Source organism: Kitasatospora sp. NPDC085879, from assembly GCF_040686255.1.
Lineage (GTDB): Bacteria > Actinomycetota > Actinomycetes > Streptomycetales > Streptomycetaceae > Kitasatospora.
The window spans coordinates 1-25,505 of record NZ_JBFBJZ010000071.1; the positions used below are offsets into that span (position 1 = coordinate 1).

At 74.3% G+C, this 25,505-nt stretch carries 19 protein-coding genes; 10 read left to right on the plus strand and 9 right to left on the minus strand.

All coding sequences use genetic code 11. The annotated features are described in order from the left end of the window. On the plus strand, positions 1–144 hold a 144-nt coding region (locus AB0P35_RS34820; protein ID WP_267884010.1), incomplete at its 5' end, for an acyl-CoA dehydrogenase family protein. Between the two features lie 15 nt (positions 145–159). Here AB0P35_RS34820 and AB0P35_RS34825 read toward each other — a convergent pair. Both AB0P35_RS34825 and AB0P35_RS34830 read right to left on the minus strand, forming a co-directional pair. After that, a complete protein-coding gene (locus AB0P35_RS34825) occupies positions 160–657 on the minus strand; it encodes a hypothetical protein (RefSeq protein ID WP_363518931.1) in 498 nt (165 codons plus the stop codon). A 118-nt stretch (positions 658–775) separates the two neighbouring features. Beyond that, complete coding sequence (locus AB0P35_RS34830) at positions 776–2,137, minus strand: LCP family protein (RefSeq protein ID WP_363518934.1); 1,362 nt, start codon at positions 2,135–2,137, stop codon at positions 776–778. A 406-nt stretch (positions 2,138–2,543) separates the two neighbouring features. Here AB0P35_RS34830 and ssuE point away from each other — a divergent pair, with 406 nt between their 5' ends. From ssuE to AB0P35_RS34845, 3 genes are all read left to right on the plus strand, one after another. Beyond that, entirely contained in the window at positions 2,544–3,098 is a 555-nt protein-coding gene (ssuE, locus tag AB0P35_RS34835; RefSeq protein WP_095874603.1) for an NADPH-dependent FMN reductase, read from the plus strand. 250 nt (positions 3,099–3,348) lie between these two features. Continuing rightward, positions 3,349–4,137, plus strand: a complete 789-nt coding sequence (locus AB0P35_RS34840) for an ABC transporter ATP-binding protein (protein ID WP_257019173.1) — start codon at positions 3,349–3,351, stop codon at positions 4,135–4,137. 16 nt (positions 4,138–4,153) lie between these two features. Continuing rightward, on the plus strand, positions 4,154–6,727 hold the full coding sequence (locus AB0P35_RS34845; protein ID WP_363518939.1) for an FtsX-like permease family protein: 2,574 nt from the start codon (positions 4,154–4,156) through the stop codon (positions 6,725–6,727). A gap of 126 nt (positions 6,728–6,853) precedes the next feature. Here AB0P35_RS34845 and AB0P35_RS34850 read toward each other — a convergent pair whose 3' ends face one another. Continuing rightward, complete coding sequence (locus AB0P35_RS34850; RefSeq protein WP_363518941.1) at positions 6,854–8,287, minus strand: LCP family protein; 1,434 nt, start codon at positions 8,285–8,287, stop codon at positions 6,854–6,856. Positions 8,288–8,665: 378 nt separating this feature from the next. Between AB0P35_RS34850 and AB0P35_RS34855 the strand changes: the two genes are divergently transcribed. Both AB0P35_RS34855 and AB0P35_RS34860 read left to right on the plus strand, forming a co-directional pair. Beyond that, positions 8,666–9,706, plus strand: coding sequence for a glycosyltransferase family 2 protein (locus tag AB0P35_RS34855; RefSeq protein ID WP_095874607.1), 1,041 nt, complete (start codon positions 8,666–8,668; stop codon positions 9,704–9,706). A 156-nt stretch (positions 9,707–9,862) separates the two neighbouring features. After that, positions 9,863–10,519, plus strand: coding sequence for an acyltransferase (locus AB0P35_RS34860; protein ID WP_363518945.1), 657 nt, complete (start codon positions 9,863–9,865; stop codon positions 10,517–10,519). A gap of 7 nt (positions 10,520–10,526) precedes the next feature. On the opposite strand, the gene AB0P35_RS34865 is transcribed toward AB0P35_RS34860, so the two are convergent. From AB0P35_RS34865 to AB0P35_RS34875, 3 genes are all read right to left on the minus strand, one after another. Beyond that, entirely contained in the window at positions 10,527–12,098 is a 1,572-nt protein-coding gene (locus AB0P35_RS34865; protein WP_363518948.1) for an LCP family protein, read from the minus strand. Positions 12,099–12,309: 211 nt separating this feature from the next. Further along, the gene (locus AB0P35_RS34870; RefSeq protein ID WP_363518951.1) at positions 12,310–14,022 is read right to left on the minus strand and encodes an LCP family protein; all 1,713 of its coding nucleotides are present in this window, start codon (positions 14,020–14,022) and stop codon (positions 12,310–12,312) included. Positions 14,023–14,215: 193 nt separating this feature from the next. Then, positions 14,216–15,007 carry a TIGR03089 family protein gene (locus AB0P35_RS34875; protein ID WP_363518954.1) on the minus strand — a complete coding sequence of 264 codons (792 nt, stop codon included), beginning with the start codon at positions 15,005–15,007 and terminating at the stop codon, positions 14,216–14,218. Between the two features lie 102 nt (positions 15,008–15,109). Between AB0P35_RS34875 and AB0P35_RS34880 the strand changes: the two genes are divergently transcribed. Beyond that, positions 15,110–16,228 (plus strand): peptidoglycan recognition protein, encoded by a 1,119-nt coding sequence (locus AB0P35_RS34880; RefSeq protein WP_095874610.1) that lies wholly within the window; start codon positions 15,110–15,112, stop codon positions 16,226–16,228. 205 nt (positions 16,229–16,433) lie between these two features. Further along, positions 16,434–17,342, plus strand: coding sequence for a DNA-3-methyladenine glycosylase 2 family protein (locus tag AB0P35_RS34885; protein ID WP_363518958.1), 909 nt, complete (start codon positions 16,434–16,436; stop codon positions 17,340–17,342). A 77-nt stretch (positions 17,343–17,419) separates the two neighbouring features. Here AB0P35_RS34885 and AB0P35_RS34890 read toward each other — a convergent pair whose 3' ends face one another. From AB0P35_RS34890 to AB0P35_RS34900, 3 genes are read right to left on the minus strand one after another with little or no spacing between them, the layout of a single operon-like run. Further along, positions 17,420–18,712: a coenzyme F420-0:L-glutamate ligase gene (locus AB0P35_RS34890; protein ID WP_363518961.1), complete on the minus strand. Its 1,293-nt coding sequence runs from the start codon at positions 18,710–18,712 to the stop codon at positions 17,420–17,422. Further along, a complete protein-coding gene (gene cofD, locus AB0P35_RS34895; protein ID WP_363518964.1) occupies positions 18,709–19,668 on the minus strand; it encodes a 2-phospho-L-lactate transferase in 960 nt (319 codons plus the stop codon). Before cofD ends, AB0P35_RS34890 begins: the two co-directional genes overlap by 4 nt. A 28-nt stretch (positions 19,669–19,696) precedes the next feature. Next, on the minus strand, positions 19,697–20,302 hold the full coding sequence (locus AB0P35_RS34900; protein WP_363518967.1) for a cysteine dioxygenase family protein: 606 nt from the start codon (positions 20,300–20,302) through the stop codon (positions 19,697–19,699). Between the two features lie 720 nt (positions 20,303–21,022). Between AB0P35_RS34900 and AB0P35_RS34905 the strand changes: the two genes are divergently transcribed. Together AB0P35_RS34905 and AB0P35_RS34910 are read left to right on the plus strand one after the other, a co-directional pair. Beyond that, complete coding sequence (locus AB0P35_RS34905) at positions 21,023–21,298, plus strand: WhiB family transcriptional regulator (RefSeq protein WP_030276170.1); 276 nt, start codon at positions 21,023–21,025, stop codon at positions 21,296–21,298. Positions 21,299–21,573: 275 nt separating this feature from the next. After that, positions 21,574–25,503, plus strand: coding sequence for a glycosyltransferase (locus AB0P35_RS34910; protein ID WP_363518971.1), 3,930 nt, complete (start codon positions 21,574–21,576; stop codon positions 25,501–25,503). The last annotated feature ends 2 nt before the right edge of the window (positions 25,504–25,505 follow it).

Consider the following 25,505-nt stretch of genomic DNA (forward strand, 5'->3'; position numbering starts at 1 on the left):
ACCGACGCCGTCCAGCTGCTCGGCGGCTACGGCTACACCCGCGACTACCCGGTCGAGCGGATGATGCGCGACGCCAAGATCACCCAGATCTACGAGGGCACCAACCAGGTCCAGCGCATCGTCATGGCCCGCAACCTCCCGTAACCCCCGGGACGCGCCTCAGGAGGCCTCCGGCCGGACGAGCCCGCCGCTCGCCCGGCCGGGGGCCTCGTGCGTCCGCGGCCGCTCCCGCATGCCGACGCGGCGCGCCGGGACGCCGGCCCAGACCTCGCCGCGGCCGGTGGAGCGGGTGAGCACCGCGTTGGCGCCGACGATCGTGCCCGCGCCGACCGTCAGCACGCCCTCCCTGCAGACGATCTTCGCGCCGGCGCAGACCACCACCCCGTCCTCCAGCACCACCCGCCGCATCGCGCTCCGCTCCTGCGGCACCCACGGGTCGGCCCGGCCGACGGTGACCCCGTTGTACAGCGTCACCCCGGCGCCGATCGTGGTGTACGGGTGCAGCACCGTGCCGAACCCGCGGTGGAACACCGTCAGCCCGGGGCCGATCTCGACGGCGGCCGGCACCTCCATGCCGTACAGCGCCAGCACCTCCTGGACGAGGCGGCCCAGCAGCGGGTGGCGGCGGCGGTAGATCAGGGACGTCACCAGAGACATGCGGCACATTGTGACCGAGTGGCGACGCACCGTGCCGGAAAGCGGCGTGCGGGGCCGCGCACCGCCCTTCCGGACGGCGCGCGGCCCCGCACGGGCGCTGCCGGAGTGCCGGCCGCGCCTACTTCTTGAGGTCCGGCACCGCGGTGTCGTTCTTGAAGGCGTCGAAGACCTGCTTGGACTTGGCGGCGTCCCACTTGACCGCCGACTCGCCGGTCGGGGTGCGGAAGTCCGGGTTGCCGATCGGCACCGTGATGCTTTTGCCGCTGCCGCCGGACACGCCCTTCATCGCCAGGAACAGCGAGCCGAGGTCGGTCAGCCCGGCGTCCTCGTCCACGATCAGGGTGCCGAGACCGGAGCTCACCATCGGGTAGAAGGTGAACGGGTTGAGCAGCGTCGCCGGGGACGCCGCCTGGCTCGCCAGCGCGCTCAGGAACTTCTGCTGGTTGCGCATCCGGCCGAGGTCCTGGTCGGCCATCTGGTGCCGCTGCCGGACGAACGCCAGCGACTGCTTGCCGTCCAGCGTCTGGCAGCCCGCCTTCAGGTCGAGGCCCGAGTCCCGGTCCTTGACGGGCTGATCGATGCACATGTCCACGCCGCCGACCGAGTCGACGATGCCGACGAAGCCGGCGAAGCCGATCTCCGCGTAGTGGTCGATGTGCACACCGGTGTTCGACTCCACCGTCTGCACCAGCAGCCGGCCGCCGCCGCGCGCGAAGGCCGCGTTGATCTTCGAGGTCGCCGCCGGGATGGACTTGCCGCTGCCACTGGTGTCCTGGTGCGCCGGGATCGTCACCCAGGAGTCGCGCGGGATCGACATCAGGGTGTTCCCGTTGTCGCCGATGTGCAGCAGCATCATCGAGTCGCTGCGCTTGCCCTGCGCCGAACCGGTGTGCAGCGCGTCCTCGTCCGCGTCCGACAGCCCCTGCCGGCTGTCCGAGCCGACGATCAGCCAGTTGGTGCCCTTGCCCGCCGCCGGGCGGCCGTCGTACGGGGCCAGCACGTTCTCGTGGTTCAGCTGGGAGTCGGCCCACACGTAGGTGCCGACGCCGGTCACCAGCAGCGCGCCGACCAGCGCCAGCGCGCCCACCTTGATCTTCCGGCTGCGCGGCCAGCGCGCGGCCTGCCCCGCCGGTCTCGGACCGCCCGGACCACCCGGACCGCCGGCCCCGCCCGGACCACCCGGGCCGACCGGCTGAGCGGGAGCACCCGGAGCGCCCGGCGCCGCCGGACGGCCGTGGCCGGACTGCTGCTGCGGCACCTGCCACTGCTCCTGCTGAGGCCGACCGTAGCCCTGCTGCGGCGGGACGGCGGCACCCCCGTGGCCGCCCCGACCGCCCTGCGGCACACCCGCACCGGCGCCGCGCGGGTTGAGCTCCGGCGGCAGCGGCGGCTCGGCCGCCGCACCGCCCTGGCGGTACCCGCCGTCGCCCTGCCCGTACGCGCCCCCGCCCCCCGGGCGGTCCTCCTGCCACGTGTTCATGTGGGAGAGGATGCCCGAAACCGGCACGCCGCAGTTGTCCGGCCCCCGCCCCGGAGCCCCTTGTATCCGATTTGATGCACGGCGCGGACGGATCGGCGGAATGTTCACCTGCTGGAACCAACCTTGACCGGCCGAAACGGCCCGTGCTTGCCTAGTCGCCATGGGACAGCGAAGGATTCTCACGCGTCGGCGGCACGTCGACCTGCTGCGTGTGGCCCGCTCGCTGTGTCGTGGCTGACCGTTCGCCGACACCCTTCCCAGCACCGCGCACCCCGCGCCCCCGCACCGCCCCCACGGCGGTGCGCGCCGCGCCGCGCAGCACCGCACCGCTTCCGAGCCCGCCGGGCCCCCGCCCGCACGCAGGTCCCGCCCGCAGGGCGGCCCGCCAAGACCCGAGGTGAACCCCATGGCCACCGTCCTGTCCGTCTCCGGCTCCCCGTCGCCGACCTCCCGCACCACCCGGCTGCTCCGCCACGTCGACGCCCGCCTCACCGCGCACGGCCACGAGGTCGTCCCCTTCGAGGCCCGCAGCCTGCCCGCCGAGGCCCTGCTCTCCGCCGACACCGCGAACCCCGCGATAGCCCGGGCCCTGGACCTCTTCGCCGAGGCCGACGGCATCGTCATCGGCACGCCCGTCTACAAGGCCGCCTACTCCGGACTCCTCAAGGCCCTGCTCGACGTCCTGCCGCAGTACGCGCTGAGCGGCAAGGCCGTCCTGCCGCTCGCCACCGGCGGCTCGCCCGCGCACGTCCTCGCCGTGGACTACGCGCTGCGGCCGGTGCTCAGCTCGATGGGCGCCGGACACATCACCCAGGGCTGGTTCGTCCTCGACCGCCACATCACCGTCCGCGAGGACGGCACCACCGCCGTCGAACCGGAGACGGACCTGCTGCTCACCCCGGTCGTCGACGGCTTCGCCGCGGCGCTCGCCCGCACCGGCGAGCTGGTGGCCGCCGGCTGACCCTGGTACCGGGGAGCGGTCCCCTAGGGGGAGGGCGGCCGCACCCCGTACATCTCCCGGTCAACCGGCTTCCTCCCGGCGGAGGACGAGACCGCCACCCCCCGCTCCTAACGTGGTTCCTACAGACCGCTCCTCCTTCCGGGGTGGTGCTGGCCCCACCTCGAAGACGGTTGTCTGCACCATGTCGCAGCACCGCTGACCGTTGGCAGGCTGTGGGGCGACGGGTGGACGACGTACCGAGGAGATCCCAGTGACGACGGCAGCCAAAGCCGTGCATGACCACCAGCTGCCCGGCGGGCAGGGCGCCTTCGCCGCCTCCGCACGCCAGGTGACCAAGGCCTACGGCGCCGGGGAGACCCGGGTCACGGCCCTCGACACCGTCGACGTGGACATCCACCGCGGGCGGTTCACCGCGATCATGGGCCCCTCGGGCTCCGGCAAGTCGACCCTGATGCACTGCCTGGCCGGCCTCGACACGGTCACCGACGGGCGCATCTGGATCGGCGACGCCGAGATCACCGGCCTCAAGGACAAGCAGCTCACCCGGCTCCGCCGGGACAAGATCGGCTTCATCTTCCAGGCGTTCAACCTGCTGCCCACGCTGAACGCACTGGAGAACATCACGCTCCCGATGGACATCGCCGGCCGCAAGCCCGACACCGCCTGGCTCGACCAGGTGGTCGAGACGGTCGGCCTCGCCGATCGCCTCAAGCACCGGCCGACCCAGCTCTCCGGCGGCCAGCAGCAGCGCGTCGCGGTCGCCCGCGCGCTCGCCGCCCGGCCCGAGATCATCTTCGGCGACGAGCCCACCGGCAACCTCGACTCCCGCTCCGGCGCCGAGATCCTCACCTTCCTGCGCCGCTCGGTCGACGAGCTGGGCCAGACCATCGTCATGGTCACCCACGACCCGGTCGCCGCCGGCTACGCGGACCGCGTGCTGTTCCTCGCCGACGGCCGGATCGTCGACGAGATGCAGGCCCCCACCGCCGACTCCGTCCTCGAGCGCATGCGCCGCTTCGACGGCAAGCGCACCAGCTGAGCCGGGGGACACACCGATGCTGCTCAAGACCTCGCTACGGAGCTTCTTCGCCCACAAGGGGCGCATGGTCCTCTCACTGATCGCCGTCGTGCTGTCCGTCGCCTTCGTGTCCGGCACGCTCGTCTTCTCCAACACCGCCACCGGCACCTTCGACCGCCTCTTCGCCTCCACCGCCTCCGACCTGAGCGTCGGCCAGGCCAAGGACGACCTCGACGCCGGCGAGGAGCGGGGCGGCAAGGTCGCCACCGTCCCCGTCGACACCGTGCAGAAGCTCGCCGGCCTGCCCGGCGTGAAGACCGCCCTCGGCCAGGTCTTCGTGCAGAGCGCCACCCTGGTCGACCCGGCCACCAACAAGTCCGTCGGCCCGACCTCCGGCGCGCCCACGCTCACCGGCAACTGGGTCGACACCCCGCGCAACTCCGTCGACATCACCTCCGGCAGCGCCCCCAAGGGCGCCGGCCAGGTCATGCTCGACGCCGACACCGCCAAGAAGGCCGGCCTCAAGCTCGGCAGCCCGCTGCGCGTCATCACCATGAGCGGCAGCTACGACTTCACCATCTCCGGCATCGTCACCTTCCGGACGACCAACCCCGGTGCGGCGCTGGCCTTCCTGGACACCCCGACCGCCCAGCAGGACCTCCTCGGCACCACCGCCTACACCACCGTCGAGGTCTTCGGCGACGGCAGCCGCAGCAACGACCAGCTCAAGCAGCAGGCGCTCTCCGCGCTCGGCAGCGGCTACGACGCCAAGACGGCCGCCGAGCAGAAGGCCGAGAACAACAAGGGCGTCGGCTCCTTCCTCAACTTCATGAAGTACGCCATGCTCGGCTTCGCCGGCATCTCGCTGCTGGTCGGCGGCTTCCTGATCATCAACACCTTCTCGATGCTGGTCGCCCAGCGCACCCGCGAGATCGGCCTGCTGCGCGCCATCGGCGGCAGCCGCAGCCAGGTCAACCGCTCGGTGCTGGTCGAGGCGCTGATCCTCGGCGTGCTCGGCTCCACCCTCGGCCTGGCGGCCGGCCTCGGCCTCGCCACCCTGCTGATCCAGCTCATGAAGGCCGTCGGGATGAACCTCGACGCCTCCTCGCTGGACATCACCTGGACGGTCCCGGCCGCCTCCTACACGGTCGGCATCCTGATCACCGTCCTCGCCGCCTGGATCCCGGCCCGCCGGGCCGGCCGGATCTCCCCGATGGCCGCCCTGCGCGACCACGGCACCCCGGCCGAGGCCTCCGCCAACCGCATCCGCGCCGTCGTCGGCCTGGCCGTCACCGGCCTGGGCGCGGCGAGCCTGGCCGCCGCGGCCACCGCCGACAAGGCCGCCACCGGCGGCCAGTGGCTCGGCCTCGGCGTCCTGCTCAGCTTGATCGGCTTCGTGATCGTCGGCCCGCTGCTGGCCACCGGCATCATCCGGGTGCTGGGCGCCGTCCTGCCGGCCCTGTTCGGCCCGTCCGGCAAGCTCGCCCAGCGCAACGCGATGCGCAACCCGCGCCGCACCGGCGCCACCGCCGCCGCCCTGATGATCGGCCTCGCCCTGGTCACCGGCGCCTCCGTGGTGACCTCCTCGATGGTCAGCTCGGCCAACGCCCAGATCGACAAGACCGTCGGCGCCGACTACATCGTCGCCGGCAACGGGATGGGCACCGGCCTCACCCCGGCCATGGTCGCCGCGGCCAAGGCCACCCCGGGCATCGCCCACCTCACCGAGGCCAAGGAGGTGCCCGCGATCATCACCGCCCCGGACGGCACCACCACCAAGACCGACCTGATCTCCGCCACCCGGACGTTCACCGAGGACTTCCGCCTCAAGACCGCCGCCGGCAGCCTCACCGCCGCCTTCGACGGAGGCATCGCCGTCCCCGAGGACTGGGCCACCAAGCACCACCTCAAGATCGGCGACCCGGTCAAGGCCGACTACGGCCACGGCCGCACCCAGTCCCTGCCGATCGGTCAGATCACCTCCTCCGGTGAGTCGATGTTCGCCGGCGCCTACATCGTCAACCTCGACACCGTCACCAAGGCCGTCCCGGAGAAGGAGCTGCCGGCCACCGTCCAGCTGTACGGCAAGGCGGCGCCCGGCGCCGACCCGGACACGACGCTGACCGCCCTTCAGAAGTCCCTGGAGGCCTACCCGCAGATCAGCGTCCGCGACCAGGCCGGCTACAAGGACCTGATCCAGCAGCAGGTCAACCAGCTGCTCTACATGGTCTACGGCCTGCTCGGCCTCGCGATCGTGGTCGCCGTCCTCGGCGTCGTCAACACGCTCGCCCTCTCGGTGGTCGAACGGACCCGCGAGATCGGCCTCCTCCGGGCGATCGGCCTCTCCCGCCGGCAGCTGCGCCGGATGGTCCGCCTGGAGTCCGTGGTGATCGCCGTCTTCGGCGCCCTCCTCGGCACCGGCCTCGGCCTCGCCTGGGGCATCACCTCCCGCGAGGTGCTGTCCACCCAGGGCCTGGACACCCTGACCGTCCCGACCGGCACCATCATCGGCATCCTGATCGCCTCGGCGGTGGTCGGCCTCCTCGCCGCCCTCCTCCCGGCCTTCCGGGCCGGCCGGATGAACATCCTGGCCGCCATCGCCACCGACTGACCGCACCACCCACGGGGGAGCCGCCCCCCGGTAACGGCACTGCCGACGGGGGACCGCGGCACCGAAGGGGCCGGGCCGAGCGCCCGGCCCCTTCGGCATGCCCGCGCACCGGTACCGGCCGGACACTCAGCGGCAGCTGATCTCGCTGCCGGTCTCCGCCGCCACGGTGGGGCCGGCGGAGGCGGACGCCGACGGTGAGGCCGGGGTCGCCGCGGGAGCCGGGGCGGAGGATGCGTTGGAGGGTGCCGCCGAGGGCGCGGCCGGTCCGCGGTAGTCGCCGCCGACCACGAGCTGCAGGGTGGCCCCGAGACCCGGGACGGGGACGAGTTCAACGCCGGGCAGGGCGCCGGCGAGGGTCCTCGCCGACTCGTCCCAGCGCGGGTCGTAGCGGACGGCGGTGCGCGCGTTGGCGCCGTCCGCGTTGGAGGGGGTGCCGGTGGTGGCGAAGCCCGCCCGGCGCAGTTCCTCGTCGACCCGGAAGCCGAGCCCGGTCTGGCCGGTCCCGTTCAGCACCTGGACCCGGATCTGCCCGGCGGGGACGGTCCCGGCCGGGGCCGCTGCCGGACTCGCCTGGGTCGCCGGGGCAGGGTGCTCCGTCAGAGGCTTCCCCTGCCGGACGGTGTCGAACAGCGCCTTCGCCGCCCTGGCGTCCCACAGCACGGTCGATCCCCACCCGGGCACCTGGTGGTCCACGTCGGACACCGGCACCGTCGCGAAGTCGGCGGAGGCCGCCGAGAGGTCCTTGAGCCGGCTCGCGAAGTCGATGAGCGCGCCGGTGGAGAGGCCCTTGTCGGCCTTGACGGACTTCAGCGCGCTGCCGAGCACCGAGCCGAGCCGGGCCGGGTCGAGCAGCACGTCCTGCGCGGTGGCCTGCCGCAGCAGCTGGGCGACGAAGCGCTGCTGCCGGTGCATCCGGCCGAGGTCGGAGCTGCCGTCCACATGCCGGGCCCGTACGTACTTGAGGGCGCCCGCGCCGTCCAGCCTGCTGGTGCCGGCCGGCAGGTCGAGCCCCGAGTACGGGTCCTTGAGCGGCTTCGCGGTGCAGACCTCGACGCCGCCGAGCGCGTCCACCGCGCCGACGAAGCCGAGGAAGTCGATCTGCAGGTAGTGGTCGATCCGCAGCCCGGTGGCCTGCTCGACGGTACGGACGGTCAACGGCGCACCGCCCATCCCGTAGGCCGCGTTGATCTTGCCCTTGGCGGCCGGCACCGGGCGGTGGGTGGCCGGGTCCTGGTGGGCCGGGATCTCCACGTACGAGTCGCGGGGGATGCTGACCACGGTGGCCCGGCCGCCGTTCCCGGCGAGCTGCACGACCATTAGGGTGTCGGTGCAGTGGCAGGACTCGCCGCCCGCGTGCAGCACGTTCTTGAGGGTGGTCTCCGGGATGCCCTCGCGGTCGTCGGTGCCGGCCACCAGGAAGGTGGTGAGGCCCTCGTCGGCGGGCCGGTCGGTGCCGCCGATGGCGTCGACCCGCTGGATCGCGTCGCCCACCCCGTGCAGGACCGCCCAGCCCCCACAGGAGGTGGCGAGCACCGCCAGGGAGACCGCACCGGCCGCCAAGCGGCCCCAGCGCCGCGGTAACTCCTTCCTCCGTGCCCGGCCCGCGGCCGGGGGAGGGGGACCGCCGCGGCCGGCGCCCCCGTGGCCCGTTCGCCTGCCGCCGCCGGATCCGCCGCGGCCCGAACCGCCGTGGCCGGTGCCCCGCTGGGCCTGGCCGCCGGAGTGCCCACGCGCCCGGCGGGGCGGCGGTGGTCCGGGACGGCGCGAGGTGGACATCTTCGGGATGGTAGGGCCGCCGCGGGCCCGCCCGCGGCACGGCGCGCCGCCGATCACCCGGGTCGGCGAAACGTTCCGTCGCACGGGTCCGGGCGCGCGCTGGGGGCCGCCGGAGGACCCTCGTCTGACATCGCCGGGGCGGCGCCGGTACCGTGGGGCGCGATGAACACCAAGGCTGCTGAGGAGCTGCCGGCGGTCTCCGTGATCATGCCGGTGCTCAACGAGGAACGACACCTGCGCACCGCCGTCCGGCACATCCTGGAGCAGGAGTACGCCGGCGACCTCGAGGTGGTGATCGCACTCGGCCCGTCCACCGACCGGACGGACGAGATCGCCGCCGAGCTGGTCGCCGAGGATCCGCGGGTCAAGACGGTGCCCAACCCCACCGGCCGCACCCCGGCCGGGCTGAACGCCGCTATCCGCGGCTCGCGCCACCCGATCGTGGTACGGGTCGACGGGCACGGTCTGCTGACGCCGGGCTACGTCGACACCGCCGTCCGGCTGCTCGGCGAGATGGACGCCGCCAACGTCGGCGGCATCATGCACGCCGAGGGCGAGACCGAGTGGGAGAAGGCGGTCGCGGCCGCCATGACCTCCAAGATCGGGGTCGGCAACGCGGCCTTCCACACCGGCGGCCTGGCCGGCCCGGCCGACACCGTCTACCTCGGCGTCTTCCGCCGCGAGGTGCTGGAGCAGCAGGGCGGCTACAACGAGGAGTTCATCCGCGCCCAGGACTGGGAGCTGAACTACCGCATCCGCCAGGACGGCGGCCTGATCTGGTTCACCCCGCAGCTGAAGGTCACCTACCGGCCGCGGCCCAGCGTGCGGGCGCTCGCCAAGCAGTACAAGGACTACGGCCGCTGGCGCCGGGTGGTCACCCGCTACCACCGCGGCTCGGTGAACCTGCGCTACCTGGCTCCGCCGGCCGCCCTGCTGGCCTGCCTGGCCGGCCTGGGGCTGGGTGCCGCACTGCACCCGGTGTTCCTGGTCGTCCCGGGCGGCTACGTGCTCGGCATCCTCGCCGGTTCGGTCCGGGAGGGCCGCGGGCTCTCCGCGAAGGCCCGCCTCCAGCTGCCGGTGGCGCTCGCCACCATGCACATGAGCTGGGGCTTCGGCTTCCTCACCTCGCCGCGCAGCCTCGCCCGCCGGGTGATCGCCAGCAAGCGCCCCGAGCCGATGACCCCGCGGACCGAGAAGGCCTGACCCGTATTCGGTCGGGCGGGCCGCTGCACCGCGGCCTGCCCGACCGCCCGCCCGGCCGGGGCGACGCCGCAGCCTGCCGCCGGTGAAGCCGTCGCGGGCCGCCCGGTCCGGGCGAAACACCTCCCCGCCGCGCCGCCCGCCGCTATCTTCGGCGCCATGGGGATCACCGAGGGGGCGGCGGCCGGTACCGGCGCGGACGTTCGGATCGAGCCGAGTGCCGATGTCGACGAGCGGGCCGTGATCGGCCCCGGCAGCACCGTGTGGCACCTCGCGCAGGTCCGCGAGCACGCGGAGATCGGTGCCGAGTGCATCATCGGCCGCGGCGCCTACGTCGGGCCCGGGGTGCGCCTGGGGGACCGGGTCAAGCTGCAGAACCACGCGCTGGTCTACGAGCCCGCGGTGGTCGAGGACGGTGTCTTCGTCGGCCCGGCCGCGGTGCTCACCAACGACCTCTACCCGCGCTCGGTCGACCCCGAGGGACGGCTGAAGCGCGGCGACGACTGGCAGGCCCGCGGGGTGACGCTCCGCCGGGGCTGTTCGATCGGCGGCCGCGCGGTGGTGGTCGCCGGGGTGACGGTGGGCCGCTGGGCGCTGGTCGCGGCCGGCGCGGTGGTGCACCGGGACGTCCCCGACTTCGCGCTGGTGGCCGGGGTGCCGGCCCGCCGGATCAAGTGGGTCGGCCGGGCCGGCGAGCCGCTGGAGCCCGCCGGCGACGGCCTCTGGCGCTGCCCGCGCACCGGTGAGCGCTACGCCGAGGCCGACGGCCTGCTGTCCCCGCTCGCGGAGGGCGGGTGCGACGGGCCGTCGGCCTGAGCCGGCGTCAGTAGGTGTAGAGGCCGCCCTGCGGGACGACGGTCATGCAGTTCTTGTCGTTGTCCGAGGTGTCGGCCTCGACGGAGGTCGGCAGCGCGGTCGGCGCGGTCGCCGGGGCGAAGGTGGTGCCGCTCTTCCAGTCCGCGCCGATCACCAGGCTGAGCGTCGTGGACGTGCCGGCCTCCACCAGGGCGCTCGCCGGTAGGCCGAGCGCGGCGGCCACCACCTGCGCCTTGGCCAGCTGGCCCGCGCCGTAGGTCAGCCGGGTGGTGTCCCGGGCGCCGCCGCCGGGCGCCGTCGTCGCCTTGGTGAAGCCGGCCACGACCAGTGCCTTCTTGATGTCGCCGGCCCGGTTGGTGACGCCGGTGCCGTTCTGCACGGTCACCGCGACGGTGCTCTTCGCGGGCGCGTCGGCACCGGTGGCCGGTGAGGGCACGGCGGACGGGGTCGGGGAGGCGGACACCGCCGCGGCCGGGCCCTTGTCGTCCAGCGGGGCGTCCGCGAGCAGCATCTTCCAGATCTGCTCCACGTCGGGCTGCTTGAGGAGCAGCTTGGCCGAGGGGTTCTGCGGGTCCGCGATCACCGGCACGGTCAGGGTCGTGGTCCGCTCGGTCGGCACCTGCTTCAGCTCGTTGCCGAGGTCGTAGAGCTTCTTCAGGTCGGCGAGGTCGTTGTCGACGCTGAGCGACTTGGTGGCCGCCTCGGCGAGCGACATCAGCTGCCCCGGGTCGGAGAGCCGGCCGCTGGCCTTCAGCTCGCGGGTCATCGAGCTGAGGTACATGTGCTGCGCCTTGGTGCGGCCGATGTCGGAGCCCCAGGCGTCGCGGGTGCGCAGCCACTTGAGGGCGTCCTCGCCCTTCACCTTGGTGGTCCCCTTGGGCAGCTTGAGGTCGGTGCCGCCGTGGCCGGGCCGGTAGCGGTCCCACATGTTGCGGTCCACGCAGACGGGCACGCCGCCGATGGCGTCGGCCATCCGGACGACACCGCCGAAGTCGACCATCATGTAGTGGTCGATGTCGAGGCCGGTCAGGCCGATCCAGGTGCCGAGGACGCAGCCCGGGCCACCGCGGGAGAGTGCCTCGTTGATCGGGGTGTGGGTGGTCGACTTGTAGGTCTTGCCCTTGTCGTCGTGACAGGTCGGGATCGTCACCATGGTGTCGCGCGGGATGCTGATCATCGAGGCGTTGGTGCGGTCGGCGGAGACGTGCAGCAGCATCTGGACGTCCGCCAGGCCGGGGCGCGAGGCCTCGTCGGCCGAGCCGCCGAGCGCCACGTTCTCGGCGGAGCCGCGGCTGTCGGTGCCGATCATGAGGATGTTGAGCGGGGTCCGGCCCTTGGCGTCCGGTGCGGTGCGGTTGCCCTGTTCGTCCGTCAGGTTCTTGGTGCCGGCCCGGATGTTGCCGTTGAGGTGCTGGTAGTACAGGTAGCCGGCGCCGCAACCCGCCACCACGGTGGCGCCGGTGGTGATCGCCACGATGCGCAGCCAGCGGCGCTTGCGCGGCCGCCGCTGGGAACCGTCGCCCTGCCGGGCACGCCGGGCGGCCGCCCGACCGCCGGGTATCGGCTCAACGCTCGTCATGGTGGTCCGCCCAGTCTCCTGCCCCGGTGGCCGGTCGGCCGGTGGGGCGATCCGGACCGCCCGGCGGGCACACGGCAGCGGGAGGCCCCCGCGCCGGCTCGGCCCGGTCTCCCCCTGGCCGGTCGGTCTACAGACAGGACGCTTCGGGCGGCCGAAAGGTTACAGAACCGACCGTGACGGGACGGAGAATGACGCTCGGTCGACCGCTCGGCTACTTCGCGCACACATCGGTGTCGTCGGCCCGGACGCGCTGCAGGTTCTTCGCCGGCGCGTCCGGCGGGGCGGTGGAGGCGGAGGCCGACGGCCCGCCGGCGGCGGCGCCCGCCGTGCCGGCCGGCGCGACGTAGTCCCGGCCGAGCACCACCACCAGGCCGTCCGCGGAACTCAGTTGCGCGCTCTGCCGGACGGCGTCGGCGGGCAGCCCGAGGGCCGCGGCGAGGGCGGCGGCCTGGTCCGCCCGGCCGGCCGGGTAGCCGATCGAACTGTCCGCCGTGGCCCGGGTGTTGCCGCCGACGGTGGCCCTGGTGAAGCCCTTGGCCTGGAGCTCGGCGGTGGCCCGCCCGGCCTGCCGGCCGACCCCGCTGCCGTTGCGGACGGTCACCTCGACGTCGGACGGGTCGAGCAGCGGGCCGAGGCCCGGGTGGCCGGAGGCCCGGCTGGCGGGCGTGGCCGAGGAGCGCGGACCGCTGCCGGCGCCCGCCGCGGACCCGCCGGGGGAGGGCGCCGCGGATCCGGGCGCGGCGGCGTCCAGCGGCCGGTCGGCCGCGACCATCGCGAACAGCTGGGAGGCGTCGGGCTGGCGCAGGGCGAGCCGGTCCTTGTTCCGGGCGTCGTCCTGCACCGGCACGGTGGTGAAGGTGATGTGCCCGGTGTCGACCTTGCCGACCTCCAGCGCGAGGTCCTTGAGCCGCCGGACGTCGTCGATGCCGGAGTCGACGGTGAGCGCCTTGGTGGCGGCGTCCGCGAGGTGCCACAGCTTGGTCGGGCTGGTCAGGGTGTCACCGCTCTTGACCTTGCGGATCATCGAGCTGAGGAACTGCTGCTGGAGCGGGATGCGGGTGAGGTCGCCGCCCAGACCGACGGCGTGCCGCGTGCGGACGAAGGCCAGTGCCTCCTCGCCCTGCACCACATGGCGGCCCTTGGTCATCCGAAGGTGGGAGTCCGGGTCGTCGATGCTCTTCGCCGCGCAGACCTCGACGCCGCCGACCGCGGTGGAGAGCGTCTTGACCGCCTCGAAGTTCACCATCATGAAGTGGTCGATCCGGACGCCGGTCAGCTTCTCCACCGTCGTCCAGGTGCAGCCGGGGTCGCGGCCGTCCTCGCCGAGGCTGGCGTTGAACATCGCCCGCCGCTCGCCGGGGATCCGCCGGTCCCCGGTACGGCACTCCGGGATCTGCACCATCAGGTCGCGCGGGATGCTCAGCACGGTGGCGTTGCTGCGGTCGCGGGCGACGTGCAGCAGCAGCGTGGTGTCGGCGTGCCCGGTGCCGCCCTCGTCGCCGTACGTCCGGCCGAGGCCGACCCGGCTGTCGGTGCCGATCAACAGGATGTTGACCGCGCCCTCGATGACCTGCGGCCGGTCGGCGTCCGTGCCGACGTGGACGTCCACCGAGGCGATGTTCGCGCTGAAGTGCTGGAACGCGAAGTACACGCCGCCGCAGCCGGCCACCAGCGCCAGCGCGGCGGCGATCCCCGTCCAGCGCGCGAGGCGCCGACTGCGCTCGGCGGACCGGCGGACCCGGCGGCCCCGCTGGCCCCGTCGGCGCTTCGCCCGCCCACCCGCGGCCGGGGCGGCGGCCGCGGCTCTCCGGGGGCGTCCGGGAGCCTGGGCCTGCGGGGAGTCGTCGGGCCGCGGGCCGCTCGGGTCGGCCACGCGGGGGAAGACGCCAGGAGCGAGGCCCGGACGCCGGTGTCCGCTGTTCACCTCGGACACCCTAGACGAGCCCGCGCGACCGTCCGCCCGCATCGGACGGATGTGACCCGGTCCGGTGAACCGTCAGAAACAGCGGAACGCCCGCGCGTTCGGACGGCCCCGAAGGGGTCCGCCGGTGCGCGGGCGTTCGGCGGCGGGTCGGACCCGCCGGACGGAACGGGGCGGCCGGGTTCGGCCGTTCGGGTCAGCCGAGGCGGAGCGTCACCCGTTCGGACTCGACGCGCTTCTCCCACTGATCCGCCGTCAACCCCTCGGAGTTCCGGCACAGCACCACCGAGGCGCCGGCCGCGAGCGGCGCCAGCAGCCCGGCCTCCAGCCCGGCCCAGTCCCCGTACGACAGGGTGGACATCACCCGGTCGCCGGCACCGATGCCGAGCCGGGCCGCGCCCTCACGGGCGAGCTGCACGGTCTGCTCGCCGGTCAGCTTCAACGGCAGCCCGTCGATTTCGGTCTCCAGCGCCTGGGACTCGGGGACGACCGGGGAGTACGGGGCGAACCGGTCGCCCTGGCCGGGCACCTCGGCGGCGTAGTCGAGGAAGCCGTCCGGGCGCTGCGGGAACCGGCCGCCGAGCGGACGGAGCGCCAGCGCCACCCGTTCGCCGGAACAGGCCTCGGCGGCCTCCAGGCCGTCCGGTCCGCTGATCACCAGATCGGCGGAGCCGGGGTCGCCGCCGGGCGCGGCGGTCACCCCGACGGACCAGCAGGCCAGCAGCCACACCGCGGTCTGCCAGTGCGCCGGCAGCAGCAGCGCGGCGCGGTCCTCGGGGCCGGCGTTCAGCTCGTCCTGCAGCAGGTTGGCGGTCTTGGCGACCCAGTTGTCGAAGGTCTTCGCGGAGAGCTCGACCCGTTCACCGGTCGAGTCGTCGTAGAAGGTGATCAGGGGGCGGGAGGGGTCGGCATCGGGGGCACCGGGACGCAGATAGGCATGCAGCAGCTCGGCGGGGATGCGGGCGTCGGCAGCGAAAGGCGCAGTCATGGTGCGGTCCAGCCTACGGCCTACCGGCAGACGTCCGGCAGGGGTGTCGACCTCGGACGATCGACGTGGCGGGCGAGGTTTTTTGCCGTCAATATCCGATTTATGCGCCTTGAACGACGGGCCGCCCTCGCGGCGGCCGCCACCACGACCACCCTGCTGCTGACGACCCTCGCCGCCGTGCCCGCGCACGCGCGCCCCTCGCCCGGCAGCGTCACGACCATCCCCCTGGAGGGCTCCGGGCTGCGCGGCCCCGACACCCTCCGTGACCTCGGCCCGCGGACCACCGGCACCTTCGCCCTGGTGGGCGTCAGCTGGGACGACCCCTCGGAGGTCCTCGACGGCGGTGTGCAGGTCCGCACCCGCAGCGCGCTGACCGGCGCGTGGGGTCCCTGGCACGACCTGGAACCGGAGCAGGACGACCGCCCGGACGAGGTCACCGGGCGCGGGGCCACCGCCCCGCTCTGGGTCGGCCCGAGCAACGGCGTCGCCGTCCGGGTCACCGCCGGCAGCCGACCCTTCCCGGCCGGGTTACGCGCCGAACTCGTCGACCCCGGCGCCGATCCGGCAGGCGCCCCCGAACCGCGGCCCGCCGAGCCGGCCCCGCGCGACGCCGGCGCGGCCCCCCGCCCCGGCATCGTCACCCGGGCCGGCTGGGGCGCCGACGAGTCGATCCGGGAGAGCGGCTTCGTCTACACCGGCGACGTCCGGGCCGTCTTCGTCCACCACACCGCCACCGCCAACGACTACAGCTGCGACGACTCGCCCAAGGTCATCCGGGCGATCTACCAGTACCACGTGGAGAGCCTCGGCTGGCGGGACATCGGCTACAACTTCCTCGTCGACCGCTGCGGCACCATCTACGAGGGCCGCGCCGGCGGCGTCGCGGAGCCCGTCCTCGGCGCGCACACCCTCGGCTTCAACACCAACTCCTCCGGGGTCGCCGCCCTCGGCACCTACGTCACCGACGAGGCGCCGGAGGCCCAGATCGACGGCATCGCCCAGATCGCCGCCTGGAAGCTCGGCCTCACCGGCAAGGACGCGCAGGGCACCGCCACGCTCGTCTCGGCCTCCGACGGCAGCAAGTACAAGAAGGGCACCTCGGTGAAGTTCAACGCGATCTCCGGCCACCGGGACGCCTTCAACACCGAGTGCCCCGGCGAGGAGCTCTACGCCCGGCTCGGCGACATCCGGGCCTCGGCGGCCACCCTCCAGGGGCGGTGAGCCCCGCCCCGCCCCACGCCGCCCGCCACCATCCACCCGCCCGCCGTCATCCATCCGCCCGCCCCCGCCGTACGACCACCGGCCGGACCCGCCGCACCCGCGGCAGGTCCGGCCGATCGCCGTCCGCCCGTCCGCCCGGCGTATTCTTCGAGGCGCCCGCGCGGTCGACGGGCAGGGCGGGCAGGACGTGAAGGAGTGAGGCGCGATGCCGGGCACGGTACGGCGGTGGCGCCCCGACCACCCGCTCGACCTCGGCCGCACCCTGTTCCCGCTCCGCCGCGGCCCCGCCGACCCGGCCTTCCGCACCACCCCCGACGGTTCGGTCTGGCGGGCCTCGCGCACCCCGGCCGGCCCCGGCACCCTGCGGATCACCCCGCGCTCCGGCGAGATCGAGGGCCAGGCCTGGGGCCCCGGCGCCGACTGGCTGCTGGACGGGCTGCCCCGGCTGCTCGGCGCCGAGGACGACCCCGGCGCGCTGGTGCTGCCGCCCGGCCCGCTCCGTGAGGCGCAGCGCAGCCACCCGGGCGTACGGCTCACCCGGACGGGCCTGGTGATGGATTCGCTCGTCCCGGCCGTCCTGGAGCAGAAGGTCACCACCCTGGAGGCCTACCGCGCCTGGCGCACCCTGCTGCACGACTTCGGCACCCCGGCGCCCGGCCCGCAGGACGGCCTGCGGGTGCCGCCCTCGGCCCGGGAGTGGGCGCTGATCCCCAGCTGGGAGTGGCACCGTGCGGGCGTCGACCCGAAGCGGTCCGCCACCGTCGTCCGGGCGGCCCGGCTGGCGCCCCGGCTGGAGGAGGCGTCGGGCCTGGTCCACGAGCAGGCCTTCGCCCGGCTGACCGCCGTTCCCGGCATCGGCGTGTGGACGGCGGCGGAGACCCTGCAGCGCGCCAACGGCGACCCGGACGCGGTCTCGGTCGGCGACTTCCACCTGCCCAACCTGGTCGGCTGGGCGCTGGCCGGGCGCCCCCGCAGCGACGACGCCCAGATGCTGGAGCTGCTGGAGCCGTACCGCCCGCAGCGCCACCGGGTCTGCCGCCTGATCGGCCTGACCGGCGCCCGCGCCCCCCGCTACGGGCCCCGCCTCGCCCCCAACGACCACCGCCACCGGTAGCCGTGCCTGCAGAGGGCAGTACCCCAGGGGCGCGTGAGGTGCTGCCCCTGGTTTCGCATGCCCCGATGCGGCAGGGGCTACCGGACGGTCAGGAAGGGTTCCGCGGAGCGTTCCGGACGGTCCTTCGGGGCCTCGGCCGGGCGGCCGACGGCCACTGCGCCCATCGGGTCCCAGCCGTCGGGGAGGTCGAGCACCCCGCGGACGGTGTCCCGGCAGAACATCGTCGACGACACCCAGGCGGTGCCGTACCCCTCGCCGGTGAGCGCGACGAGCAGGTTCTGCACGGCGGCGCCGATCGCGACCGTGAACATCTCCCGTTCGGCGGCGGCCCGCCGCTCGTCGGGGTAGCTGTGCGAGCCGTCCATGACCAGGCAGGGCACCACCAGGTAGGGGGCGTTGCGGAGCACGTCCCCGCGGGCCGTGCGCCGGGCGATCCGCTCGTCGTCCCAGCCGTCCAGTTCCCGCAGGTCGCGCCGCCAGGCCGCCAGCATGGCGTCGAGCAGCGCCTCCCTGGTAGCGGGGTTCTCCAGCAGCACGAACCGCCAGGGGGTGGTGTGGTGCGGGGCGGGGGCGGTGACCGCGGCGGCGACCGCGCGCCGGACGGCGGCCGGGTCGACCGGTTCGGCGGTGAAGGCGCGGACGGTGCGCCGCAGGGTGACGGCCTGCCGCAGCGCCTCCGAGGTGCCGAGGCGGAACATGTCGTCGGCGGCCGGCCGGATCAGCGGCCTGGCCCCCTCGCCGTGCCCGTCGGTGACCAGGTGGCCGAAGCCGCGGACGACGGCGACCGGGGTGCCGGTGGCCTTGCCCTTCACCAGGTCGCCGGCGGCGGCGAGTTCGTCGGCGGTGGCGGTGACGGTGAGCTGCAGCTCGTTGCCGTGGCTGTCGGTGCGGCCCCGGTGGTCGTCCAGCACGGGCAGTCCGGCGGCGCCGACGGCGACGTCGGTGAGGCCGGTGCGCCACGGGCGGCCGAAGGTGTCGGTGACGATCACGGCGAGCCGGCGGCCGGTGAGCTCCTGGAGGCGCTCGCGGAGGACGCGGGCGGAGGCGTCCGGGTCCTCGGGCAGCAGCAGGACGGTGCCGGGCGCGGTGTTGGAGGCGTCCACCCCGGCGGCGGCCATCACCAGGCCGTTGCGGTTCTCGACGATCCGGGCGGGGCCGCGGCGGGCGACCACCCGGACGGTCTCGGCGTCGATCGCGGCCTCCCGGTCGACGGCCCGCAGCACCCGGCCCTCGGCCTTGCTGACGATCTTCGAGGTGACGAGCAGGATGTCGCCGTCCTCGAAGGTGCCGTGCTTGGCGAGGAGTTCGCCGAGGTCGGCGCCGGGTGCGATCTCCGGCAGGCCGGTGACCGGGAGGATCTCCAGGCTCACGCCCGCACCTCCTCGGCGAGCCGCAGGGCGGCCCGGGCCATCTCGGCGGTGGCGGGCACGTCGGTCATCAGCAGCGGCACCGCCAGGCAGCGGATGCCGGCCGCCTCGACGTCGGCGACGGCGGCCTCGTCGGCGGTGTCCACCAGCCAGCCGTCCAGCAGGTCGGCGCCGTAGTGCTCGGCGACGGCGCCGGCCCCGGCCTCGACGCCGACCGCGGCGAGCACCTTGTCGGCCATGCCGCGGACGGGGGCGCCGCCGACGATCGGGGAGAGGCCGACCACCGGGGCGGCCGCGTCGGCGACCGCCCGCCGGATGCCGGGCACGGCGAGGATCGTGCCGATGGACACCACCGGGTTGGACGGCGGGAGGAGGATCACGTCGGCCTCGGCGATGGCCTCCAGCACGCCGGGCGCGGGCTTGGCGGTGTCCGCGCCGACCGGCACGATCGCCTCGGCGGCGACCTCGGCGTGCAGCCGCACCCAGTACTCCTGGAAGTGCACCGCCCGGGTGCCCTGCTCGTCGGTGATCCGCACGTGCGTCTCGACCCGGTCGTCGCTCATCGGGATCAGCCGCACCCCGGGCTGCCAGCGGTCGCAGAGCGCCTCGGTGACGGCGCTGAGCGGGTAGCCCGCGGAGATCATCTGGGTCCGGACGATGTGGGTGGCGAAGTCCCGGTCGCCGAGCCCGAACCATTCGGGTCCGACCCCGTACGCCTTCATCTCCTCCTTGACGGACCAGGTCTCGTCGGCCCGGCCCCAGCCCTGTTCCTCGTGGATGCCGCCGCCGAGGGTGTACATCACGGTGTCGAGGTCGGGGCAGACCTTCAGTCCGAAGAGGTGGATGTCGTCACCGGTGTTGCCGATGACGGTGATCTCGTCGCCGGGGGCGACGGCCTCCTTCAGCCCGCGCAGGAAGCGCGCCCCACCGATTCCGCCAGCCAGTGCCACGATGCGCATGGGGCCATCCTGCCAGTCGGCGCGGCGGCTACCGCGGTTCGGGCTGGTACTCCGCCACGGCGGCGCCGTACTGGTTCATCTCCACCAGGCCGGGCGTGTAGAGGTGGACGGAGACGGCGGGCTCCAGCGCGGCGTTGACCATCTCGTGCAGGTAGCCGTCGGAGAAGACCCGCTGTGTCCCGGGGCGCAGCACCCGGGTGCCCTCGCCGTCGGCGGTCAGCGAGCGCTCGGTGAGCTCGCCCCGGACGACGGCCATCACGCCGGAGGACCGGCCGTGGTCGTGGAATCCGCTGCTCTGGCCGGGCAGCCAGCTGAGCAGCCAGACCTCGTAGCCGGGGCCGGTCTCCAGCCGGGCGTACCAGCGGGTGAGGGCGTCGTAGCGGACGAGCGGCTCCCAGCGGGCGCGGTCGGCGGCGATCTCGCGGACCAGCCGGGCCTGGTCGGCGACGGTGACGGGGTGCCGGGGCAGGTCGGTGCGGGCGAGGTGCGGGAAGGCCAGCGGGTCGCCGGCGATGGAGACGTCGCTCAGGCCGTCGGCCCAGGGGTGCCGCGGGGCGGCGATGCGCACGGCGGTGCGGGCGGTGAGGCGGTCGTTCTTCTTGCGGTCGCGGTTGCGCGGGCGGAGGCGGGGCATTCGCACGGGAGTCCTCGGATCGGCCGGGATCGGTCGGGTTCGGGCTGGACGGCAGCCGATCCGCGGTGATTCGGGGGACGTGTCGCGCGGGCGGCCTCGGTGTCCGGGCTGTGTGCGGCGCGCGGTGGGACGCGTGCGCCTAGATACAGCAGGAACAGAGGCGACAACAGAAGTGGTGGTTCGCGGCAGCCCGCTGGGCGGCCTGGCGGCCGGCGGGGCGAGGGGCGAACCGATACATGAGGGACAGGAGACCGCACCGGCGGGTCCGGTGTCAACCCGATCTCCGGGACATTCAGGACGGATCATGCACCAACCACCGGATGGAGTGATAAATCACCCTCTAGGTTTCGATGCGAAGATCGCCGGGAAGGCAGCCCGGTACCCGGGCAACCGGGCCGCCTCCACGGGCGTCTTCTTGATCGGGAGCAGGTCGGAGCCCGATCGTCCGGACGCTTCCCGCGGGGCCGGCCGGTGCTGACCAGGTGTCAGATGCCGGGAGCCTTTGGGTGGTTGCGCCTGCTCCGGGTCGAATGTCCGGCTTGTCCGGATATGTACACTATTGGTAGCGGCTTGGTTCCGGGGAGTGAATCCTCGGCCCAATACCAGAGCTCGGCTTGACTGGGCCAGAGCGGCGCAACTGTAATTTCACTCGTGTCGTTCCGCCGCTCAGGCAACGGCAACACCACGGGGACGCCAAGAGGGGCAGAGGAGGCGCGCCAGATGAGCGAGCTCTTTGAGCTTTTGATCGGTGACGGCATCGCAGAGGACGAAGAAGAGGAACTCGGCTGGCAGGAGCGCGCACTCTGCGCCCAGACCGACCCGGAGTCCTTCTTCCCCGAGAAGGGCGGATCGACCCGCGAGGCGAAGAAGGTCTGCCTCGCCTGTGAGGTCCGCTCCGAGTGTCTGGAGTACGCCCTCGCCAACGACGAGCGCTTCGGCATCTGGGGCGGCCTCTCCGAGCGTGAGCGCCGTCGTCTCAAGAAGAGCGCGGTCTGACGAACCGAACCCCCAGCTGTGCCGGGCGCCCCACCGATCGGTGGGGCGCTTTCGCGTCCCCGCGCCTGCCCTTCCCCCGTACCGGCGGCGCCGCCGCGAGGCGGAGCCGTTAGTGTGGTGCGCCATCCGGATGCTCGTCATCCGGCGCCCGCGCACCGCCGCCCGCCCGCTGGCACCGGCCACCCCGTGGACCGCAGCCCCACCGGACGGCGCGCGCACCACCCGCCGTCGTCCACCGGCTGCGTCCGCCGAAGAACCTGGGGCCCGCGAACTCGATGACTGTCTACAGCCACCAGAGCGGCTTCTCCGCTGCCCGGCCACCCGCCTACGCGCGGCACCTCGTCACCGCCGTGATCGTCTCGCACGACGGCGCGCGCTGGCTGCCGCAGGCCCTGGCCGGCCTGCTCGGCCAGGACCGGCCGGTCCAGCGCATCCTCGCCGTCGACACCGGTTCCACCGACGCCTCCCCGCAGCTGCTCCAGGACACCCTCGGCGACTGGCTGCCCGAGAGCGGCCCGCTCGTGCTCGGCCGCCGCTCCGGCTTCGGCAAGGCCGTCGCCCAGGCCGTGTTCAACAGCCCGCCGCTGCGCCCCGAGGACCTCCCGTACAGCCTCGACCCCTCCGGCTACGACCCCGTCACCGGCGGCTGGGACGACTTCGACGACCCGCTGGGCCGGCAGGACGACGGCCTCGGCCGCTCCGGCCCGCGCGAGGCCCGGCCCGTCGAGTGGCTCTGGCTGCTGCACGACGACTGCGAGCCGCAGACCGACGCGCTGCGCCGCCTCCTCCAGGTCGCCGACTCCACCCCGTCCGCCGCCGTGGTCGGCCCCAAGCTCCGCAGCTGGTACGACCGCCGGCAGCTGCTGGAGGTCGGCGTCACCATCGCCCGCTCCGGCCGCCGCTGGACCGGCCTGGACCGCCGCGAGCAGGACCAGGGCCAGCACGACCAGGTCCGTCCCGTGCTCGCCGTCTCCACCGCCGGCATGCTCGTGCGCCGCGACGTCTTCGAGGAGCTCGGCGGCTTCGACAAGGCGCTCCCGCTGATGCGCGACGACATCGACTTCTGCTGGCGGGTCAACGCCGCCGGGCACCGCGTCGTCGTCGCCCCCGACGCCGTGCTGCGGCACGCCGAGGCCGCCAGCCGCGAGCGCCGGGCCATCGACTGCGGCTCCGACCACCCGCACCGGGTCGACAAGGCCGGCGCCGTCTACACCCTGCTCGCCAACTCCCGCGGCGCGCTCTTCCCCTACGTCCTGCTGCGGCTGGTCCTCGGCACCCTGCTGCGGGTGTTCGCCAACCTCGTCGGCAAGGACCCCCGCCAGGCGTTCGACGAACTCGCCGGCCTGGGCCACGAGCTGATCCGGCTGCCCCGGCTGCTGCTCGCCCGCAAGCGCCGCAAGCGCACCCGGTCCGCCGACGCGCTCGACGACCGCAGCCTCTTCCCCGCGCCCGGCGCCACCGCCCGGCTCGCCGCCGAGACCGCGATCTCCTCGCTCGGCATCGGCGGCACCGACGAGTACGGCGCCGGCCGGCACGGCTCGGTCGAGACCGGTCCCGGTGACGACGACGCCGACGACCTGGTCGTCGAGCAGTTCGTCCTGCTGAAGAAGCTCGTCCGGCGCCCGGCGCCGGTGCTCTTCACCGCGCTGCTGCTGTTCGCCCTCGCGGCCTGCCGCAGCCTGCTCGGCACCGGCGACCTCTCCGGCGGCGCCCTGCTCCCGGCCTCCGACGGCATCGCCGGGCTGTGGAACATGTACGCCGACTCCTGGCACCCCGTGGGCACCGGCTCCACCGCGGCCTCCCCGCCGTACCTCGCCGTGCTCACCGTCCTCTCCGGGCTGCTCTTCGGCAGCGCCAACCTGGCGCTCACCCTGATCGTCGTGCTGTCCGTGCCGCTCGCGGCGGTCAGCGCCTACCTGGTCTCCCGACCGCTGATCGAGTCCAAGGCCGTCCGGGCCTGGGCCAGCGCCACCTACGCGCTGCTGCCCGCCGCCACCGGCGCGATCGCCCAGGGCCGGATCGGCACCGCCGTCCTCGCCGTCCTGCTGCCGCCGCTGGCCCGCGCCGCGGCGATCGCGGTCGGCCTCGGCATCCGCGCCGAGAGCGCCGCCAAGGGCGCCCGGCCGGGCTGGCGACCGGTCTGGATGACCGTCCTCATGCTCACCCTCTCCACCGCGTTCGTCCCGCTGGCCTGGGCGATCGCGGTGCCGCTGAGCCTGGCAGCGCTCCTGCACGCGGTGCTGCGCGGCGGCGCGTTCGGCTCCGGCGGCACCGCGCTGCGCGTGCTCGGCCTGCGGGTGCTGGTCATCCTCGGCGTGCCCGTCCTGGTGCTCGCCCCCTGGTCGCTGCAGGTCCTGACGCACCCCTCGCGGCTGCTGCTGGAGGCCGGCGTCCCCGTCTTCAGCGGGCACGCCGCCACCGCGGTCGGCCTGGTGCTCGCCAACCCGGGCGGCGCCGGCACCCCGCCGGTCTGGCTCTCCGCCGGTGTCGTGCTCGCCGCCCTCGCCGCGCTGCTGCGCGCCGACCGGCGCCGCGCGGTGCTCTCCGCCTGGGCCGCGGCCGGCGCCGGCCTGGTCTTCTCCGTCGCGGTCGCCGGCACCACCGTCATCCCGGCCTCCGGCGGTCCCGGCACCGCCGCGTGGGCCGGCCCGGCCACCCTGCTGACCGGTGTCGCCCTGCTGGCCGCCGCCGCGATCGGTGCCGACGGCGCCAACGCCCGCGTCTCCGGCATCGCCTTCGGCTGGCGGCAGCCGGTCGCCGCGCTGGTCCTCGCCAGTGCCCTGCTCGCCCCGGTCGCCACCGCCGTCTGGTGGGCGGTGGCCGGTGCCGACGGCCCGCTGCAGCGCAGCCGGGAGTCCCAGCTGCCCGCCTTCATCGCCGAGCAGGCCGGCACCACCGACCGTTCCCGCACCCTGGTGCTGACCGGCAAGGCCGACGGCAGTGCGGTCGGCTACGCCCTGGTCCGCGACGCCGGGCTGACGCTCGGCCAGGCCGAGGGCACCGTCGACGCCGCCGCGACCGAGGGCCTGACCGGGCTCACCGGCCGGCTGCTGGCCGGCTCCGGCGGTGACCAGGCCAAGGCGCTCGCCGCCTTCGGCATCGGCTACGTCGAGGCGAAGGACCCGCTGATCGCCAAGGTCCGCGACGTCCTCGACACCACCCCCGGCCTGTCCCGGCTCAGCCAGGACAACGGCGTCGCCATCTGGCAGGTCACCGGCGCCGCCGCCACCCGCGCGGTCGTCGTCGCGCCCAAGGGCGGCGGCACCACGGCGCTGCCGGCCGGCGCCCACGACATCGTGACCGACCTCCCGGACGGCCCGGCCGGCCGCGTGCTGCGGCTCGCCGAGCAGGCCGACCCCAAGTGGCAGGCCACCCTGGACGGCCGCGAGCTGGAGCCCGCCACCCTCGACGGCGACTGGGCCCAGGCCTTCAAGCTGCCCGCGCAGGGCGGCCGGCTGGAGGTCACCCGCACCGGCAGCCTCCCGCACACCGGCTGGATCGCCGCCCAGCTGCTGCTCGGCACGGTCGTGCTCGTCCTCGCCCTGCCCGGCCGGCGCAGCACCAAGGACGACGACCTGCCGGAGGACGTGGTGGCCGCCCAGGCGCTCGCCGCGGCCGCCGAGCCGCCCGCCCCGGGCAGCCGCCGGGCCCGCCGGATGGCCGAGCGCGGCGAGACCGACGGCACCGAGGCCGACAACGGCGTCTACGCGGGCATCCCGCAGCAGGGCGACGCCGACGGCGGCCCGGACGCCGCCGAGCCCTACGCCGACCCCTACCAGGCCGACCCGTACCAGAACGGCTACCAGGACGCCTACGGCTGGGACCAGCAGGCCGCCCCGCAGGACGGCCCCGCCCCGGACGGCCACCCCGAGTACGAGCCGCAGGGCTACGACCAGCAGGGGTACGAGCAGCAGGGGTACGACCAGCAGCCCTACGAGCAGCAGCAGGGCTACGAGCAGGGCTACCAGCAGGGCGGCTACGACGCCTACCAGCAGCCGCAGCCCGGCTACGAGGGCGGCCAGTACGCCGACCCGTACGCGCCCTACGGCTACGACGGGCAGCAGTACCAGGGCTACCCGCAGCAGGAGCAGCAGCCCTGGGTACCGGGGCAGCAGACCGGCGAGCCGTACTACGACCCCGACGGCGTCCACCCGGACGCACACACCAACGGCGGTCACCCGCACCAGCACGGAACGGGGAACTGACC